The organism is Sphingopyxis sp., from assembly GCF_036675685.1.
Classification (GTDB): domain Bacteria; phylum Pseudomonadota; class Alphaproteobacteria; order Sphingomonadales; family Sphingomonadaceae; genus Sphingopyxis.
The window spans coordinates 102,204-120,488 of sequence record NZ_JAKFEM010000020.1; the positions used below are offsets into that span (position 1 = coordinate 102,204).

11 protein-coding genes are annotated in these 18,285 nt (G+C 65.9%); 4 read left to right on the forward strand and 7 right to left on the reverse strand.

The window, feature by feature from the left end:
* Positions 1-153 precede the first annotated feature (153 nt).
* The 4 genes from V6M50_RS09095 to V6M50_RS09110 all read left to right on the forward strand — a co-directional run bounded on the left by V6M50_RS09095 (position 154) and on the right by V6M50_RS09110 (position 6,576).
* Complete coding sequence (locus V6M50_RS09095) at positions 154-1,467, forward strand: dicarboxylate/amino acid:cation symporter (RefSeq protein ID WP_332818259.1); 1,314 nt, start codon at positions 154-156, stop codon at positions 1,465-1,467.
* Between the two features lie 47 nt (positions 1,468-1,514).
* Positions 1,515-4,589: a TonB-dependent receptor plug domain-containing protein gene (locus V6M50_RS09100; protein WP_332818239.1), complete on the forward strand. Its 3,075-nt coding sequence runs from the start codon at positions 1,515-1,517 to the stop codon at positions 4,587-4,589.
* Position 4,590: 1 nt separating this feature from the next.
* Entirely contained in the window at positions 4,591-5,541 is a 951-nt protein-coding gene (locus V6M50_RS09105) for a DUF4886 domain-containing protein (RefSeq protein ID WP_332818240.1), read from the forward strand.
* Positions 5,542-5,613: 72 nt separating this feature from the next.
* Positions 5,614-6,576: a patatin-like phospholipase family protein gene (locus V6M50_RS09110; RefSeq protein WP_332818241.1), complete on the forward strand. Its 963-nt coding sequence runs from the start codon at positions 5,614-5,616 to the stop codon at positions 6,574-6,576.
* Here V6M50_RS09110 and V6M50_RS09115 read toward each other — a convergent pair whose 3' ends face one another.
* Genes V6M50_RS09115 through V6M50_RS09145 form a run of 7 tightly spaced genes read right to left on the reverse strand, consistent with a single transcriptional unit; the run spans position 6,577 to position 18,282 of the window.
* On the reverse strand, positions 6,577-9,105 hold the full coding sequence (locus V6M50_RS09115; RefSeq protein ID WP_332818242.1) for a beta-glucosidase: 2,529 nt from the start codon (positions 9,103-9,105) through the stop codon (positions 6,577-6,579).
* Positions 9,105-9,431, reverse strand: a complete 327-nt coding sequence (locus V6M50_RS09120; RefSeq protein ID WP_332818243.1) for a hypothetical protein — start codon at positions 9,429-9,431, stop codon at positions 9,105-9,107. Before V6M50_RS09120 ends, V6M50_RS09115 begins: the two co-directional genes overlap by 1 nt.
* A complete protein-coding gene (locus V6M50_RS09125; protein ID WP_332818244.1) occupies positions 9,431-11,104 on the reverse strand; it encodes an AMP-binding protein in 1,674 nt (557 codons plus the stop codon). Before V6M50_RS09125 ends, V6M50_RS09120 begins: the two co-directional genes overlap by 1 nt.
* The gene (locus tag V6M50_RS09130) at positions 11,101-12,699 is read right to left on the reverse strand and encodes a tannase/feruloyl esterase family alpha/beta hydrolase (protein ID WP_332818245.1); all 1,599 of its coding nucleotides are present in this window, start codon (positions 12,697-12,699) and stop codon (positions 11,101-11,103) included. The genes V6M50_RS09125 and V6M50_RS09130 overlap by 4 nt, the downstream gene beginning before the upstream one ends.
* Positions 12,696-13,550 carry an alpha/beta hydrolase gene (locus V6M50_RS09135; protein WP_332818246.1) on the reverse strand — a complete coding sequence of 285 codons (855 nt, stop codon included), beginning with the start codon at positions 13,548-13,550 and terminating at the stop codon, positions 12,696-12,698. Before V6M50_RS09135 ends, V6M50_RS09130 begins: the two co-directional genes overlap by 4 nt.
* 5 nt (positions 13,551-13,555) lie before the next feature.
* The gene (locus V6M50_RS09140) at positions 13,556-15,028 is read right to left on the reverse strand and encodes a carboxylesterase/lipase family protein (protein WP_332818247.1); all 1,473 of its coding nucleotides are present in this window, start codon (positions 15,026-15,028) and stop codon (positions 13,556-13,558) included.
* Positions 15,025-18,282, reverse strand: coding sequence for a family 78 glycoside hydrolase catalytic domain (locus tag V6M50_RS09145; RefSeq protein ID WP_332818248.1), 3,258 nt, complete (start codon positions 18,280-18,282; stop codon positions 15,025-15,027). The genes V6M50_RS09140 and V6M50_RS09145 overlap by 4 nt, the downstream gene beginning before the upstream one ends.
* Between the last annotated feature and the right edge of the window lie 3 nt (positions 18,283-18,285).

Sequence of the window (18,285 nt, forward strand, 5' to 3'; positions counted from 1 at the left end):
ATAACATATAGATAAAGAATATTACGCCATATTTGACCCTGCTCCATCCAGCCGCCTATTTTTGCCAGACAGCCGAAGAACGGTTGCAGACCGCGTCGAAACGGGCGCCTGACAAGGGAGAGGCCGTTGGCCGCGACGATCGAACTGAACGCGATGCCCGAAGCCGCGGGGCGCAAGCCCTGGTGGTCGCATCTCTATGTGCAGGTGCTGGGCGCCATATTGGGCGGGGTGCTGCTCGGGCATTTTTATCCCGACATCGGCGTCGCGCTCAAACCGCTGGGCGACGGCTTCATCAAGCTGGTGAAGATGATCATCGCGCCGGTGATCTTCCTGACCGTCGCGACCGGCATCGCATCGGTCGGCGAGGCCAAGACGCTGGGCCGGCTGACGATCAAGACCTTTGCCTATTTCCTCTTCTTTTCGACCCTCGCGCTGATCGTCGGGCTGGTCGTCGCCAATCTGATCCAGCCCGGCGCCGGGATGAACATCGATCCCGCGACGCTCGATGCCGGCGCGGTGTCCGAATATCAGGCGAAAGCGCATGAGGCGACGCTCACCGCCTTTCTGCTCGAAATCATCCCGACCACCTTCGTGTCCGCACTGACCGGCGGGTCGATCCTGCAGGCGCTGTTCGTCGCGATCATCTTCGGCATCGCGCTGTCGCGCACCGGAACCGCCGGCGCGCAAGTGCTCGGCGTGCTCGAAAAAGTGTCGGTCGTCTTCTTCCGCATCGTCGCGATGCTGATGCGCTTTGCGCCGATCGGCGCTTTCGGCGCGATGGCCTTCACCATCGGCAAATATGGCGTCGAATCGCTCGCCAATCTCGGCGTGCTGATCGCAACCTTCTACCTCACCTCGATCCTGTTCGTGGTCGTCGTACTCGGCGCAATGGCGCGCTTTTCGGGCTTCTCGATCTTCCGGCTGATAGCGTACCTCAAGGCCGAGCTGCTGCTCGTGCTCGGGACCTCCTCGTCGGAGGCCGCGCTGCCCAGTCTGATGGAAAAGCTCGAACAGGCGGGCTGCGCCAAGCCGGTGGTCGGCATGGTCGTGCCCACGGGCTACAGCTTCAATCTCGACGGCACCAATATCTACATGACGCTTGCGGCGCTGTTCGTCGCACAGGCGACCAATGTCGACCTCAGCCTCGGCGATCAGGTCGCGCTGCTGCTCGTCGCGATGGTGAGTTCGAAGGGCGCGGCGGGGGTCACCGGCGCGGGGTTCATCACGCTCGCCGCGACGCTGTCGGTCGTGCCCTCGGTGCCGGTCGCGGGGCTCGCGCTGATCCTCGGGATCGACCGCTTCATGAGCGAGTGCCGCGCGCTCACCAACTTCATCGGCAATGCGCTCGCGGCGATCGTCGTCGCGGGATGGGAAAATGCGCTCGACCGCGACGCGCTTCACCGCGCGCTGAACGGGGAGCCCGCAGCGGGGCTCGCCGCGCGACCGATCGAGACCGACACCGACTGACGCCAAAAGGCGCAGAAATTCGAACAATAAAATTGGGGAGAGTGACAATGAAACGCACAATCGGAACAATGCTGCTTGCGAGCACGGCGATCTGCCTTCTCGCGAGCGCACCCGCCCGGGCCCAGACGGTGGCGACCGATGCCCCCGACGAGCCGCAGGCCGATGGCGCGCCCGCCGACGAAATCGTCGTGGTCGGCACGCGCATCGAGGGCGCGCGCGTCACCGAAGCGCTGCCGGTCGTGGTGGTCGGGCAGGACAAGCTCGACGCGATCGGCGCGGTCAGCGGCGACGAACTGATCCGCAACATCCCGCAAATGGGCGACGTCAGCTTCAACCCCGGCAACAATGCGCAGACCAGCAATGCGGCGCGCGGCGACGTCGGATCGGTCAACCTGCGCTCGCTTGGCGTCGGCAACACGCTGGTGCTGCTCAACGGCCGCCGCATCGTCACCCATCCCGCCAGCCAGGGACTGTCGGACACCGGGACGGTGCCGGTGCTGAGCTATAACTCGAACGCGATCCCGACGACGGGGCTCCAGCGGCTCGAAGTGCTGCTCGACGGCGCGGCGGCGCTCTATGGCTCGGACGCCGTCGCGGGCGTCGTGAACACGGTGCTCAAGGACAATTACGACGGCCTCAGGCTGCAGGCCCAATATGGCGGCGCCGAGGGAACGCATCTTCGCGAGTTCCAGGGCAACATCCTTGCGGGCAAGAATTTCGATCGCGGCAATATCACCGTCTCGCTCGAATATACCGACCGCTCGGCCCTGCGCGCCGAAGATCAGGATTTCACCGCTTCCGCCAATCTTCGGCCACTGTTCGCCGACTATCCCGACTTCGCCGGCTCGCTGACCCCCGACGCGCGCGCGACGCGTGGCGCATGGCCGGCTTTGCAAGTTCCCGTCACCGGCGGCCGCCCGCGCCGCGGCGCGACAAACCTGACCACCGCAGCGGGCGCATTTACTGTGCGCCCGACCCGCCTCGGCGGCTGCACCCAGGCGCTCACCGCCGACCTCTGCCTCGTGAATACGGCGCTCGCAACCAACAACGCCTTTCGCGACCTGCGGTACGACACCGCGGTCGGCACCACCGTGATGCCGAGCGTGAAGCGTTACAATGCCTTCGCCAATGGCCATTACGACCTGACCGACGATCTGACCCTGTTCGGCGAGTTCGGCTATTATAGGTCGAGCACGATCCGCATCCAGCCGCCGGTGATCAACCTCAACCAGATCTGGATTCCGGCCAGTAACTATTACAATCCATTCGGCCCGACGACGGTGGGCGGCCAGCCCAATCCCAATCGCATCCCGGGCCTCGTCAACGTGCCCGCCGCGGGCCTGCCGGTGCTCCTCACCACCTATCGCTTCGTCGATACCGGGCCGCAGACGGTGAAAGTGACCGGCGAGCAATTGCGCGGCCTGATCGGCGTTCGCGGCGAGACCGCGGGCTTCAAATGGGACAGCGCCTTTGTCTATTCCGAAGCCTCGGCGGTCGACAGCAGCCTCGCCGTCCGCAGCTCGGCGCTCCAGCGGAGCCTCGCGCTGTCGACCCCCGACGCCTATAATCCGTTCAACGGCGGCTGCATCGACAGCCTGAGCTCGGGGGATTGCACCCCCAGTTCGCAGGCGGCGATCGATGCGATCACCTTTCAGCTCCAGCGCCGGTCGAAAACAACGCTGACGATGGGCGATTTCCGCGCCTCGCGCGCCGACCTGCTCGCGCTGCCCGGCGGCGACGTGGGCGTCGCTTTCGGCGTCGAAGTGCGGCGCGAGACCCAGCGCGACAATCGCGATTCGGCGGTCGACGGGTCGAGCCCCTTTGTCGATGCGGTCAGCGGAGCGGTGACGATCAGCGATGCCGCGGCAGTCAGCGACAATCCCGACACCTATGGCAAAAGGACGGTCGCCGCCGCCTATGCCGAACTCGCGGTCCCCCTGGTGTCGGAGGAGATGAACATCCCGCTCGTCCGGCGCTTCGACGTGCAGCTCGCGGGTCGCTACGAACATTACAGCGACTTCGGCAGCGTCGCCCGGCCGAAAATCGCCGCGGCGTGGGACGTCATCGACGGCCTTCGCTTCCGCGGCTCCTTCTCGCAGGGCTTCCGCGCGCCGAACCTCGAACAGGTCAACGCGGTCGAATATGCGCGGCTTGCGACCAGCCAGGACTTCCTGCGCTGCGAGGTTGACCTCCGCGCCGGGCGGATCCCCAACTTCAATGCTTGCGGCAACAATGTCGGCTACTCGCGCCGCGTCTCGGGCAATCCCGAACTCAAGCCCGAAAAGAGCAGCAACTATAACCTCGGTGCGGTGTTCGAGCCGACCTTCATTCCGTCCGACCTCGGTCGCATGACCTTCACCGTCGACTATTGGTCGATCAAGCAAAAGGGCATCGTCGGCATCCTCGGCAACGACACCGCCGTCGCGCTCGATTATCTGCTGCGTTTGCAGGGATCGTCGAACCCCAATGTCATTCGCGACGCCGCCAATGCCGACGACATCGCGGCCTTCGCCGGGACGGGCATCACGCCGGTCGGCCGCATCAACACGGTGCGCGATCAGTTCGTCAACCTGTTGCCGCAGACGGTCCGCGGGCTCGATTTCGCATTCTACTGGCAATCGCCCAAGACCGGCATCGGCAAGTTCGATTTTTCGGTCAACGCGACGCGGTTGCTCAAATTCTCGCGGGCACCGGGCGACGCGGTCGACCTGCTGGTCGCCGCGCGCGCGGCCGGCGACATCAACGCCGCGACACCTTTGCCCGAGACCGAGAATCTGATCGAGGCCAATGGCCGCCCGAAATGGCGCGGCACGGCGTCGCTCACCTGGTCGCTCGGCGACTTCCAGATCGGCGCCTTCGCGCGCTACACCGGCGCGGTTGACGAAACCGCGTTCGTCGATGCCGATGGCGATCCGTGGCGCATAAAGTCGCAGGTCACCGCCAACCTCTATGCTCAGGTCCGCATCAAGGATACCGGCGGCATCGGCGGCGACATGCGTTGGCGGGTCGGGGTCCGCAACATCACCAACGAAAAGCCCCCGCTCTCGTCCGAAGGCTATCTGGGGTCGCTCTACAACCCTTATGGTCGTTATTGGTACACCTCGGTCACAACGGAGTTCTGATATGAAACGCGGGCACGGCATCTGGCTTTTCATCGGCTGCGCCGCGCTCGCCGTCGCGCCGGCAGCAACGGCAAAGGAACGCGCGCCCGCGCCGACCGCCGCTGCCGGCGCGACCCCATCCGCTCCGCCGGCGAAAGCGGCACCGCGCACGATCCTGTTCATCGGCAACAGCTTTACCCAAGGCGCGCATTCGGCGGCGCGAAACTGGCGCGCCGGCACGGTCACCGACCTCAACAATGCGGGCTATGGCGGCGTCCCTGCGCTGTTCAAGCTCTTCGCCGAGCAGGCGGGGCTCGACTATGATGTCAGCCTCGAGACGCAGGGCGGAAAATCGCTCGGCTTCCATTACGACGAGCGGCGCACCTTGTTCGACCGGTCGTGGGACATCGTCGTGCTGCAGGAATTCAGCACGCTCGATCGCGAAAAGCCGGGCGATCCTACCGCCTATCTGCGCGACGTCGCACGGCTTGTTTCGCTTTTCAAGACGCGTAACCCCGCGGCCGACATCCGGCTTGCGTCGACCTGGACCCGCGCCGACCAGACATATAAACCCGGGGGGCATTGGTACGGCAAGCCGGTGACGGCGATGGCCGATGACCTCCGCGCCGCGGCCGACCGCGCACGATCAGCCACCCCGTCCGTGGCGGGCATCGTGCCGGTCGGCCAGGCTTGGAGCCGGGCAATGGCCGAGGGCGTCGCCGACCCCAATCCCTATGACGGGATCGGCTATGGCCAGCTCGATCTATGGGCCTATGACCATTATCATGCGAGCGTCGCGGGCTATTACCTCTCGGCTCTCGTGACGTTTGGCGCGATCACCGGCGTCGATCCCACGACGCTCGGCCCCAAGGAGAAGGGCGCGGACGAACTGGGGCTTTCGGACGCGCAGGCGGCGGCATTACAGGCCGTTGCGCGCGATACGCTGAAGGGCTCCAACGAACCGCATGGTTAAGGATGACGGCGAGTTCTCCTTGGGAATGAACTGAATTTCCTGTAGATTGTCTGCCTGCTGAGGAGAAAAGGCATGGCGGGCGGTCTCGCGATTGTGCTGAGCGGCGGCGGCGCCAAGGGCGCGTTCCAGGTCGGCGTCGTCCACGAACTCGTCGTCAATCGCGGTGTCCGGATCGACATCGTTGCCGGCGTCTCGACGGGCGCGATCCAGGCGCTCGGCGTTGCGCAGGACGATGTGCCGGGGCTGCTCGACGCATGGCTCGGCATCCGGGGCAACAGCTCGATCTACAAGGAGCGCCCGCTCGGTGTCGTCGGCGGCATCCTTGGCGAGGATGCGATTTATGATGCCGCGCCATTGAAGCGGCTGCTCAAAGGTTTTGCCGACGAGGCAAAGCTCGCCGCAAGCCGCCGCAAGCTGCTGCTCGGCGTCGTCAATTTGGGCACCGGCACCTATCGCAGCATCGACGAGAGCGTGCCCGGCATCCACAATTGGGTCTATGCGAGCTGCGCGATGCCGCTGTTTTTCGATCCGCTGCGGACCCGCGACAGTGACGGGACCGTCGAACAATGGGTCGATGGCGGTGTCCGCGACGTGACGCCGCTCAGCGCCGCGCTCGAAATGAACCCGCGCGGCGTCATCGCGGTGCGCGCCTCGCCCGCGCCGCAGCCGGGGCCGGTGCGGACCTTCGGCAACCTCATCAAGATCGGGCTGCGCGCGGTCGACATCCTCCAGTCCGAAGTTTCCGCCAACGACCTTGCCGGCGCCGCGCTGATCAACGACCTGATCGCGGCGCGCGAGGCGCAATTGCGCGCGCTCCAGAGCGAAGGCATCGGCGGCGCGCAGGCGGCACGCATCCTGCGCCCGCTCGACGTCCAGATCTCGCGCTACCGGTTCGCGCCGATCCGGATTATCGAGCCCGAAGAGGAATATTCCGAAACGCTCGAATTCAACCCGGCGAAAATCCGCAAGGCGATCGACGCCGGGCGAAGCGCGGTCGAGCGCGAATGGGACGCGCTCGAACCTTTGCTCAGCTGATCAATCGGCGGTGACGTCGATCTCGCGCTGCTGGCGAATATCGGCCGACGACGATCCCGCCATGATGCGATAGCGGCCGGGGACGACGCGCCACTGGCCGCGCTCGGCCTCGAACTGCGAAAAAGCCCGCGGGTCGAGCGTGACGGTCACCGTCCGGCGCGCGCCGGGCATGAGATCGATCTTGGCAAAGCCGCGCAGCGCGATTGGTGGATCGCCCGCCGCGGGTGCCAAGGGCGCGACGTAGAGTTGCACTACCTCCTTACCCGCGCGCTTGCCGTCGTTGCGGAGGGTGAGCTTCACCGAAAGGGCTTCGCCGCCCTTGACGCGCGCAGGTGCCGACAGCGCCGAATAGGCGAAGCTGGTGTAGCTGAGACCATGACCGAAGGCGAAAAGCGGCTTCACGTCGCGCGCGACATAGCCGCGATAACCGACGAGCAATCCTTCGGAATAGGGCGTCTTGGCGCCCTTGAGGTTGATCATGTCGTCCTCGGTGCGCACCGGGAAAGTCACAGGCAGCTTGCCCGACGGGTTGACCTTGCCGGTGAGGACATTGGCGAGCGCCACCGCGCCGCCCTCGCCCGGCAGCCACATGTCGACGATCGCGGGGGCCTTGTCGGACCAGGGCATGGTCATCGCCGCGCCCGCGTTGACGACGACCGCGGTCTTCGGATTGGCGGCAAGGATTGCCTCGACGAGCTTATTCTGGTCGCCCGGCATGTCGAGCGAGGAGCGGTCATACCCCTCGCCCTCAGTCGTCGAAGACGAGCCGACGAACACAATCGCGGCATCGGCGCCGCGCGCCGCCGCGACCGCTTCGTCGAACGAGGGCAGCGGCTCGCGGATGCCGAAGCTCAAATATTCATAGGGCGTCTGGCCGTTCACATAGTCGAGGCGGATCGGGTAGCTGCGCCCCGCTTCGAGTTCGACCGAGATCGTCCGCCGCGGGATCGGGAAGCCGAGCACGTCACGGATGTCGGGCTTCGACGGGCTTTCCTTCGACAGCACGGCATTGCCGTCGAGCGTGATCGTCGCATTGCCCGTGCCGCGCGTGCTGAACTCGTAGGTTCCGCTCTTGTCGGGCCAGAACAGCCCCTCCCAGCGGAATGCCGAATAGCCCGTGACCTGCGGCCCGGCGATATTGCCGCTGATCCGTTTCAGGAAGCTCGTCGCGGTCTCGCGCTTCACCGGCTCGCCGCTCATATCGGCACTGGCATAATAGGTCGCGGCAAGGCCGGTGACGCTGCGATCCTGCCCGGGGCTGAACCGTTTGGCATTGGCCGCGGGCGGCGTTTCCTCGTTATCGACACCCTTGGCGTAGACGATCTGCACCCCCGGCAGCGCGGCCTTGAGCGCCGCGAGCGGTGTGCTTGTCTCGAACGGCACCACAGCCGAGCTGCCGCCGCCTTGGATGCGCACGACATCGGCGTTCGGGCCGATGACGGCGAGCGTCTTGATCGACGCCGGGAGTGGCAGCACGCCGCTGTTCTTGAGGAGGACGATCGCTTCTTCGGCGGCGCTCTGTGCCAGCGCGGCGTTACGCGGCGTTTGTTCGGCGACGGGACGCGCGACGCCGCGCTCGATCGCGCCGCTGCGCACGATCAGCCGCACCATGCGGCGGGCATTGTCGTCGATCTGCACCGCCGTGACCTTGCCTTCCTCGACCGCCTTCTTGAGCTTGGGCCCGAAATGGTTCGGCGGGCCCGGCATCTCGAGGTCCATGCCAGCGTTGACCGTCGTCGCGGTCGAATGGACCGCCCCCCAGTCGGAGACAACGAAGCCCTTATAGCCCCACTCGGTCTTGAGCAGGTCGGTGAGCAGCCAGCGGTTTTCGGCCGCGTGGGTGCCGTTGATCTTGTTGTACGACGCCATCACCGACCAGGGATCGGCCTGTTTGATCACCGTCTCGAACGCCGGGAGATAGATTTCGCGCAGCGTCCGCGGATCGACGATCGAGTCGACGATGAACCGGTTGGTTTCCTGATTGTTCGCGGCGAAATGCTTGAGCGACACGCCGATGCCCGCGCCCTGCGCACCCTTCACATAACCAAGCCCGATCTGGCCGGCGAGATACGGGTCTTCCGAATAGGTTTCGAAATTGCGGCCCCAGCGCGGGGTTCGGACGATGTTCACCGTCGGCGCGAGCAGCACGTCGGCGCCGTGCGCGAGCGTTTCCTTGCCGATCGCCGCGCCGACCTTGGCCGTGAGATCGGGGTTCCACGTCGCCGCCATCGCGACGCCGACGGGGAAGACCGTCGCGGGCTTGCCCTCGGGCGAGCGGACGCCGGTCGGCCCGTCGGTCATGCGGATCGAGGGGATGCCGAGCCGTGGAATCGGGTTCAGCGTCATCGACGATTCGCCCGCGAGCAGCAGGATTTTTTCATCGAGCGTCAGCCGCCCCATTAGATCGTCGACGCGCGCCTCGATCGGCGCGGCTTTGTCCTTGTAGATCATGTCCTGTGCCTGAGCGCCGGACAGCGCCACCGTGGAGGACAGCAAACTTGCCGCCAGATAGGCCGTCCGGCTCTTCATCACTTGATCTCCGCCAGATCCTTGGCGGTCGCGGCCAGCATTTCGTCGGTGATCTTGCCATTCGAATAGGGCTGGAGCTGCGTCAGGCTGATCGCCTTGAACATCTCATATTCGGGCAGCGCGATCATGCCGGGGAAATGCTTTTCGATCACCGCCTTGCCCTTTTCGTCGGCGACGATGTCCTGCAGCGGGGTGTCGAGGTTGAACTTTGCGTCGCTGGCGGGCGCAGCCGGCGCCGGGGCGGGCGCGGGCGCCGGCGCAGCGGTACCCTGGGCAAAGGCGGGGGCGGCGGCCATCAGCGCCGCAACAAACATGGCAGTTTTCATTATGCTTCTTCCTTTCCGAGATCGGCGACCATCGCCTCTCTGATCAGATATTTCTGGACCTTCCCCGTCACCGTGGTGGGGAATTCATCGACGATACGCACGTAGCGCGGGACTTTATAGTGGGCGATCTGGCCGCGGCAGAATTCGCGTATGTCGTCTGCGCTCGCACTGGTTCCCGGCTTCAGCCGCACCCAAGCGCACAGCTCCTCACCCATGCGTTCGTCAGGAATACCGACCACCGCGACATCCTCGACCGCGGGGTGGCGATAGAGATAATCCTCGACCTCGCGCGGGTAGATATTCTCGCCGCCGCGGATCACCATGTCCTTGAGGCGCCCGACGATATTGCCATAACCTTCGGCATCGATCGTCGCGAGGTCGCCCGAGTGCATCCAGCCGTCTTCGTCGATCGATTCCGCGGTGCGCTGCGGTTCGTCCCAATAACCGATCATCACCGAATAGCCGCGCGTGCAGAGCTCGCCGGGTTCGCCCGAGGGCACGATGTTGCCATCGGTATCGACGATCTTGCATTCGAGGTGCGGCTGCACCTGGCCGATCGAGCCGACACGGCGCTCGAACGGATCGTCGGGCGCGGTCTGGAAACTCACCGGGCTCGTTTCGGTCATGCCATAGGCGATCGTCACATCGCGCATGTTGAGCCGCTCGACGACCTGCCGCATCAGCGGTTCGGGGCAGATCGCCCCCGCCATGCAGCCGGTGCGCAGCGACGACACATCGAAATCGTCAAAGCGCGGATGCGCGAGCACCGCGATGAACATCGTCGGCACGCCGTAGAGCGCGGTGCACCGCTCGGCCTCGACGGCGCGCAGCACCGCCTCGGGATCGAAGCCTTCGGACGGATAGATCATCGCGGCGCCGTGAGTAATGCTCGCCAGATTGCCCATCACCATGCCGAAGCAGTGATAGAGCGGCACCGGGATGCAGATGCGGTCACCCGCGCCGAGCCCCTGCGTACGGCCGACGAAATAGCCGTTGTTGAGGATGTTGCGGTGGCTGAGCGTCGCGCCTTTGGGCAGGCCGGTGGTGCCGCTGGTGAACTGGATATTGATTGCGTCGTTCGGATCAAGCGTCGGGCCGATGTCGGCGAGACGCTGCCGGTCGGCGTCGGTCGCCAGCCCTGCCACATCGTCGAAACCGAGCCAGCCGAGACGCGCATCCGCCCCGATCAGGATCAGCGAACGCAGCGTCGGCAGCCGCGCGGCGCGAAGCTGGCCGGGCGTGCTCACGGCGACCTCGGGAGCAAGCTCCTCGATCATCGCGGGATAGTCGCTCGTCTTGAAACTTGTCGCCGCGACAAGCGCCGACAGCCCGACCTTGTTGACCGTATATTCGACTTCGGACAGGCGATAGGCTGGGTTGATCGTGACCAGGATCAGCCCGGCGCGCGCCGCGGCGAACTGGGTCAGCGTCCATTCCACACAGTTCGGCGCCCAGATGCCGATCCGGTCGCCGGGGTTGAGGCCGAGCGCGAGCAGCCCCGCCGCGAGCGCGTCGGATCGATCGAGCAGTTCGGCGAAATTCCAGCGGATGCCTTGCGCAACCGACACCAGCGCGTCGCGGTCACCCCAGCGTTCGGCGGCGAGCGCGAGCGCGTCGCCGATACTATGTTCGATCAGCGGCGGTTCGGTTGCACCTGTCACGTGGCTCGTCATTTTCCAGGTGCCTCGCATGTAAAGCTCGCCGCATCGTCGGTCGAACCCTTACTGTCCCATTTCGCGACCTTGGGGAATGCACAGAGCGGCCGTGTCCGCCCGGCCTTGGCGGGGAGGCCGATATAGGCGAACAGGTCGTTGTCATATTTGGTCGCAATGATCCGTTCAGGCGCAGCGCCGCCCTGCCGCCAGCCATCGAGCGCGCTCAGCGGGTCAAAATTATTGGGACCCGGACCGCCGAGGCAGTGCGACATGCCGGGGACCATGAACAAGCGCACCGACGTGGCGGCGGCGCGCGGGTTGGCCGCGACGAGGCGCTCATAATAATCGACCGTATTCTGCGCCGGGATCCCGGCATCGTTCCAGCCGTGATAGAGGATCAGCTTGCCGCCGCGCTTGTAGAACGCGCCAAGATCGGTGCGGTCGGCGTCGAGATCGCCGCCGACGCGCGCCTTTGCGAGCGCATAGTCGCGGTCGAGGTTGAACTCGGACAATTGCCAGTCGGGATTGGCGTGCACGAAGTAGCGGAAGAATTGCGTCCCGAACTTCACATGCTGCGAACCGCTGCCCGTCAGCCACATTGCCCATGTGCCCGCCTCGGCCTCCGCGCCCGGTGCGAAGCCGGGGTAAAAGGATTTGCCGTCGGCGGTTTTCGCGCCCTCATAGAAGAGCTTCGCCGTCGCGACTTCGCCAGCCGTCAAACAGTCAGCGCCTTCGCCGCCCTTGCACGCGAGCTTTGCGGGATCGAAATTGCAGCTGCGCGGATCGTCGATCACGCCGTCCTTCACGCCATCGAGCGCGTCGCACTGGCCGAGCGACGCCGTCTGCAACAGTTTCAGCTTCGCCATCGACAGATCGCCGCCGGGCTTGGCGGCGGCAACGGCATTGTTGGTAAAAGCGCTCGCCATCCGCGTCCACGGCATCGCAGGGGCGCCCGCGATGATCGCGTCATAGTCGGCAGGATAGCGTTGTGCGAGAGTGAGCGCCTGCCGTCCGCCATCCGAACAGCCGTGGAAATAGCTTGCCGCGAGCGGACCTTCGTAAAAGGCGGCGATCACCTGCTTGGCGGTCTCGGCGCCGACATGATTGGCGCGCCACCCATAGTCGCGGACCTTTTCGGGCGCGTTCAGCGCCCAGCTCGCATCGACATCGGCTTCGCTGACATGCCCCATGTCGGTGCCGACCGCGGCAAAACCCTTTTGCACCGCGCCGCGCATCAGCAACGACGGGAGCAGCATGTTCGCGCCGAAGCCGCCATTGCCCGCGCCGAGCAGCTTGCCGTTCCAGCCGGCGCGTTCGGGAAGCCACACTTCGACCTTGATCGACGATCCCGGCACCGGCGACAGCGTCGCCTGCACGCGGCAGAAAGCGGCGGGTGCAGGCAGGCCGGGCTTGCCGGCCTCCAGATTGACCATCGCGCCGCCCGCGAGCGAAGTCGCGGCATCGACCTTGCCGTCTTTCAGTGCCAAACCGGTCAGCGCTTCGCAGCTGCCGACCTTTTGCGCGACGGGCGTGGGTGCCGGGGCGGGTTCGTTGGCCGTGCAGGAAGCAAGCAACGATCCGCCGGTGAGCAGGACGAGCGATGCGACCCTCATTTGTGGACCAGTCCCTGCGTGCGCATCCAGTCCGCCATCGCCTCGGTCCACGCGTCGCTGGCTTTGCCGCTTTTCTTCATGCCGAAACCATGGCCTCCGTTTTCGTATGTAACGATCATGCTGTTCGCGCCTGCCTTTTTCCATGCTGCAGCAAGGCGGACGCTGTCGTCATACGCCAGCTTGTCATCCTTCGCCGCCGCGACGAACAGCGGGGGTGCCTTCTTCGGCACCGCGATTGTGTCGGGCAGCAGGCCGGGATAGATGGCGATCGCGAAGTCGGGACGGCTCGCGGGCTTGTCCGCCGCGAGCGTCCACACCGTCACCGCGCCGCCCGCCGAAAAGCCCATCAGCCCGACGCGGTTCGATTTGATGCCATAGCGGCCCGCATTTCTACGCACCCACTTCACCGCATTCTCGCCATCGGCGGTCGCGAGCGGGCGCAGCGGTTCGACCGCAGTACGCAGGGAAGGAAGATTGGCGAGATAGCGCATCATCTGGAGCGGGAAATCGGCACCGGTTTCGAGCAAGCGATATTTGAGCACGAACGCCGTGACGCCCTGGCTGTTCAGCCATTTGGCAACCGCCTCACCCTCATTGTCGATCGACAGCATGTGAAAGCCGCCGCCGGGCGCGACGATCACCGCGGTGCCGTTGGGCTTATCCGCCACATAGGGCGTGAGCGTCGCGTCGGACACGTTGCGCACGATCGTGCCGAACGGCCCGGTCTCACGTACTTCCTTCGAGGTCGCGGGAACGGGGTCCGACGACAGGCGGATCACCTCCCACGCACAGGCGGGGATTGCGACGATGGCAAGCGCGCCGGCGATGACGGCGGAGAGACGCATGGTCATGACTTTCATTTCTTTCCGTCCCGTGCGGCAGCGATGGCGGTGAGCGCGGGCGTGGTTGCAGGCGCCATTGCGGTTGCGGCCATGCCCATCGAGAGCAACTGCGGCGTCGCGGGGTCGAGCCGAGACCAGACGGGCAATCCGCTGCCGTTCGGATCGCCAGTCTTCGCGAAATTGGTCCAATAGTCGCCGAGCTGCCTGGCGGCCGCACGGTCGGCGGCGGTGGCATCGGCAGGCAGATTACCGAACTGAAACGCGACATCCGACGCATGGACCGCGCCGACATCGGGCTTGCGCTGGCCCTCGGCAACATAGCCGAAACGATAGACGAAGGTCGGTGCGCCCGCACGGGCCTGCAGCAAGCCAAACGCAAGCGCTGGCTCGGCAAAGATCGCGTCGCCGCCAAGCCGCCGGTTCGCCTCGTCCTCGCTCGCATAGGCCGCTTTCACGGTGGCGGCGGCAGCGCCCAGCGACTTTTCGACCGGGCCGTTGACCATCGCGCGGAACGGCGCGGGGATGAAGCCGAGCTCGTCGTCGTTGCTGCCGATGATATAGGGGATGCGCGCCTGCTTGCCCTCGGCAAAGATGGTCTCGGCGCCCGCGGGAACGACCGTTCCGTCGGTCATCGGCCCCGAATAGCGATCCTCTTCCTTGCTCATCAGCGCGAGGCTGCCGAGAACCTTGTCGGCGGGAAGCGCGCGGAGTGCCGTCGCATCGGCCGCCTTTGCCCGATCAGCAAAAACCTGCCCCTTCCCCTGCGCTTCGGCAAGGGTCGGCCAGTCGTCGCGGCCGCCGCCCGACGCGACGATCGCGCGTGCGAAGAGGCCTTTCGCCGCCGGCGATGCCATCAGCCGCGACACCGATTCCCCGCCCGCGCTTTCACCGAAAATCGTGACCTTCGCCGGGTCGCCGCCGAAGGATGCGATGTTGCGCTGGACCCATTTGAGCGCGGCGATCTGATCCATCAGCCCCCAGTTGCCGCCCGTCCCCAACGCAGGATGCGCAAAGAAGCCGAAGCGGCCGAGGCGGTAGTTGAAGCTGACAATCACGACATCGCGCCGCGCGAGCGCCGCGCCGTCGGTTTCGGGCAAGGTGCCCGACCCGCCGACGAAGCCGCCGCCGTGGATCCAGACCATCACCGGCAGCTTCGCACCCTTTGCGGGCTTCGGCGTCCACACGTTGAGCGTCAGGCAATCCTCACTCATCGGCCGGCTTCCGGCCTGGATGCCCGGCAGCGGGTTTTGCATGCAGTCGGGGCCGTATTTCGTCGCGTCGCGCGGTGCGCTCCATGGCTGGACGGGCGCCGGGGCGCTCCAGCGGCCCGCGCCAACCGGCGGGGCGGCGTAAGCTATGCCCTTGAACGACGTGATACCGTCGGCAGTCGCCCCCGTGACGGCCCCGCTGTCGGTCGTCACCTGCTGCGCCGTTGCGGGCGATGCCATCGCCGCAACGGCGACCAAGGTAATCATGCCGCGGATCATGGGGCGCCTCCCGTGGTGAAAATGAAACGGCCGGGGCCGGTACGATAGACAGTGAAGCCCTTTTCCTGTCGCACCGATTCAGCGCCGGCGGGGGCAGTGATCGCTCCTAAGCGCGTCGGCACCCATATCTCGCCCGTCGTATTCGACGGCACTTCGGCGGTCAGCGTCAGCTTGCCCGCATCGACCTTCCAGCCCGAAAAGGCGCGGCCGTGGATCGTATCCATCGCGGCTTCGGCGCTCGCGAGGCCGTCAGGGACTGCGGGTTTCACGAGCACCAGCTTGTACCCCGGCGCACCCGGACGCAGCCCGGCGAGGCGTTGCCGCATCCAGTCGGCGATCGAGGCGAAATAATGATGGTCGCGCGAGCGGCTGTTCAGGCTCCACGTCTCGAACATCGTCGAATGACCGTTTGCGATCCACCAGCCCCAGCTCGGCTCGTCGGTGCGCGTCGCGACCCGGTACGCAAGGTTCGCATGGCCATAGTCGCTCAATATTTCGAGCAGGTAGCGCGCACCATAGACGCCGGTGCGCAGCCCCTGCTTGTCGACGTCGCGCGCGATGGCATCGGCGACACTTTGTTCGCGGCCCGGCGGCACCATGCCGAACGCGAGCGGCAGGATATTCTGTACCTGCGTCGGCTGGCCGATCGCACCCTTGCTGTCGATCGTGCGATACCAGCCGTTAGCGGCGTCCCAATAACGTGCATTATAGGCCGCCCGGATGTCGTCGGCGAGCTTGCGATAACGCGCCGCATCCTCCGTCTTTCCAACGATCGCCGAGGATCTGGCGAGCAAATCGACCTCATGAAAGAAATAAGCCGTCGTCACGGCGTCAATCCCGCCGCCGCGCGCATTGCTGTAATCCATGCCCCCCGCCGACGCCCATTCGGAGAGCCCCGCCGAGCGCTGGTAATCGGGCGCCCTGATGAAGGTCGCGGTATAATCGACCAGCCGCCGCTGCATGTCCTGATTGTCGGCAAGGATGCGCGTGTCGCCATAGGTCGTGTAGAGCTCCCACGGCAGGATCATCGCCGCCGCATCCCACGGCGTCGTCGGACCCCAGATCACGTTCCAGCCGGGGGTGTTTTCATAGCCGTAGAAGGGCGTCGTCGGTGCAATCTCGGGCACTTCGCCCTTGTCCGACTGGGCGTCGCGGAAATCGGCGAGCCATTTGGTCCAGACGCGCGCGATGTCCAAGCTGCGCGCCGCCGCTCCCGCCGACGCCTGCGCATCGCCGCTCCAGCCATTCTTCTCATAGGTCGGCGTATCGGTCTGGAAGCCATGGAGATTGTTGAGGATCGACGCGATCGCCGCCGCGTCGATCTGGTTCAGCAGCGGGTTGGCGCTGACAAAGCTGCCAGTGCGCGCAACCGCCGAATGGACGATATGCGCGGTCAGCGCCCCTTCGGACGGGGTGCCCGGAAAACCTTCGACCTGCACATAGCGAAAGCCACGATAACCGAAGCGTGGTTCCCATTGCTCCTCGCCCTTGCCCGCGAGCGTGTAGCGGTCGGTCTGGAGCTGCGCGTCGATCAGTCCCGCGGCGGGGACGACCTTGCCGTCGTCGGCGATGCGTTCGCTCGCGACCATCGACACGGTGAGCCCACGCGGGCCGCTGAGCTTGAGTACCGGCCGGCCCGCGACGATGCGGCCGAAGTCATAGACACGGACGCCGGGCGCCACCTCCTTGACGGCCACGGGCGCGATATTTTCGACCGGCTCGATCGCTTCGGAATTGGCGGCGACAAGCTGTCCCGTCGGTCCTGCAACTACCGGCGCCGCCGCCCATTTGCGGTCGCGGAAACCGGCGCGGTCCCAGCCCGCCGGAGCCAGCCGCGCGTCATGACGCTCGCCGCGATGCACCGAATCGCCCAGCGTCGGACCCGAAATGGTGCGCCAGCTGCCGTCGGTCGCGATCGTGTCGCGCGTCCCATCGGTGTAAGTGACTTCGAGTTGCGCCTTCAGCGCCGGTTCCGCGTGCCAGGGTGCAGCATGGAAATACCATTCATTGGGATCGGTCAGCCCATACCAGCCGCGCCCGAGTTCGGCGCCGATCACATTCTCGCCGCGGCGCAACAGCCCGGTCACGTCGTGGACATAGCTGAGCACGCGCTTGTCATAGGCGGTGTAACCCGCGCCAAGCGACGATCCCACGACGGTGCCGTTAACCGAGAGCCGCGGCATTCCGGCGCCGGCGACATAGAGCCGCGCGCCTGCGATCGGCTTGCCGAGGCGGAAGGCCCGGCGAACGAGCGGCGCGGGTGCTTCGATCGGCAGCACGAGGTCGACCCCCGGCACGCCGCTCGCGACCACCAACCCGTCTTTCGACACGCTGCCGCCGGTGAAGGGATTGTCGCCACCCGCGAAATCATATGCGACCGCCGGGCTTTGGGTGCCCGATACGCGGACCTTGTGGATGATCGCCGCGCCGGCTTCCTTGCCGGCAAAACCGACCGTCCCACGCTTGTGCGCGCCATTGTCGACCGTCGCAACGACCGCGCCGTCGATGCGCGTCACGATCTGGCCACCCTCGGCGCGGATCGACAGCGCGATGCGGCGTCCCTTGATCGGCGCCGGCAATTTGACCTGCCCCAGCCGCTCCATCTTGATCGCCGAACTGGTGCCGCCCGGATAGCGGCGGACGGTCTGGATCAGTTCGGGGCCGTTCTTGTCTTCGGCGAGCGTCCAGACATAGGCGTCGCCATAAGTCTTGCCGTTGGGAAGCGCGCGGAACAGGACATCGACGCTCTTGCCCGTCAGCGTCAGCTCGGCGTCGAGCGTCAGGTCGCCCCAGTCGTGATCGCGCCGCGCGGGCCCCGAAATCCATTGCGCCTGCCAGTCGGCCGCGGCGAGTAATCCCATCTCCCACCAGGCGGGGGGGCTCCAGTCGGTAACGTTGCCGTCGGCGTCCCACACCTGCACTTGCCACCAATAGCGTTGGCGCGATGCAAGCTTTGGCCCGGCATAGGCGATCTGGACATTGTCCGCCGATGCAACCTTGCCGCTGTCCCACAGCGGTGCGCGCTCGAGATCGGCGGCCGAGGCCCCGACCCGGATGCGGTACGCGGTCTGCCGCGCGACCGGCGAGCGCCACGCCAGGCGCGGCGCGGCGGTATCGAGGCCGAGCGGCGCCGCGGCATATTCGACGCGCAACTCCGCCGGCCCCGGTTCGGCCGCGTCGAGCGGCGCCGTCGCCAGACCGGCCGCCGCGAACACGCCCCATAGCAGGCTTCGCAGACTTCCGATCAGCGGCAACAC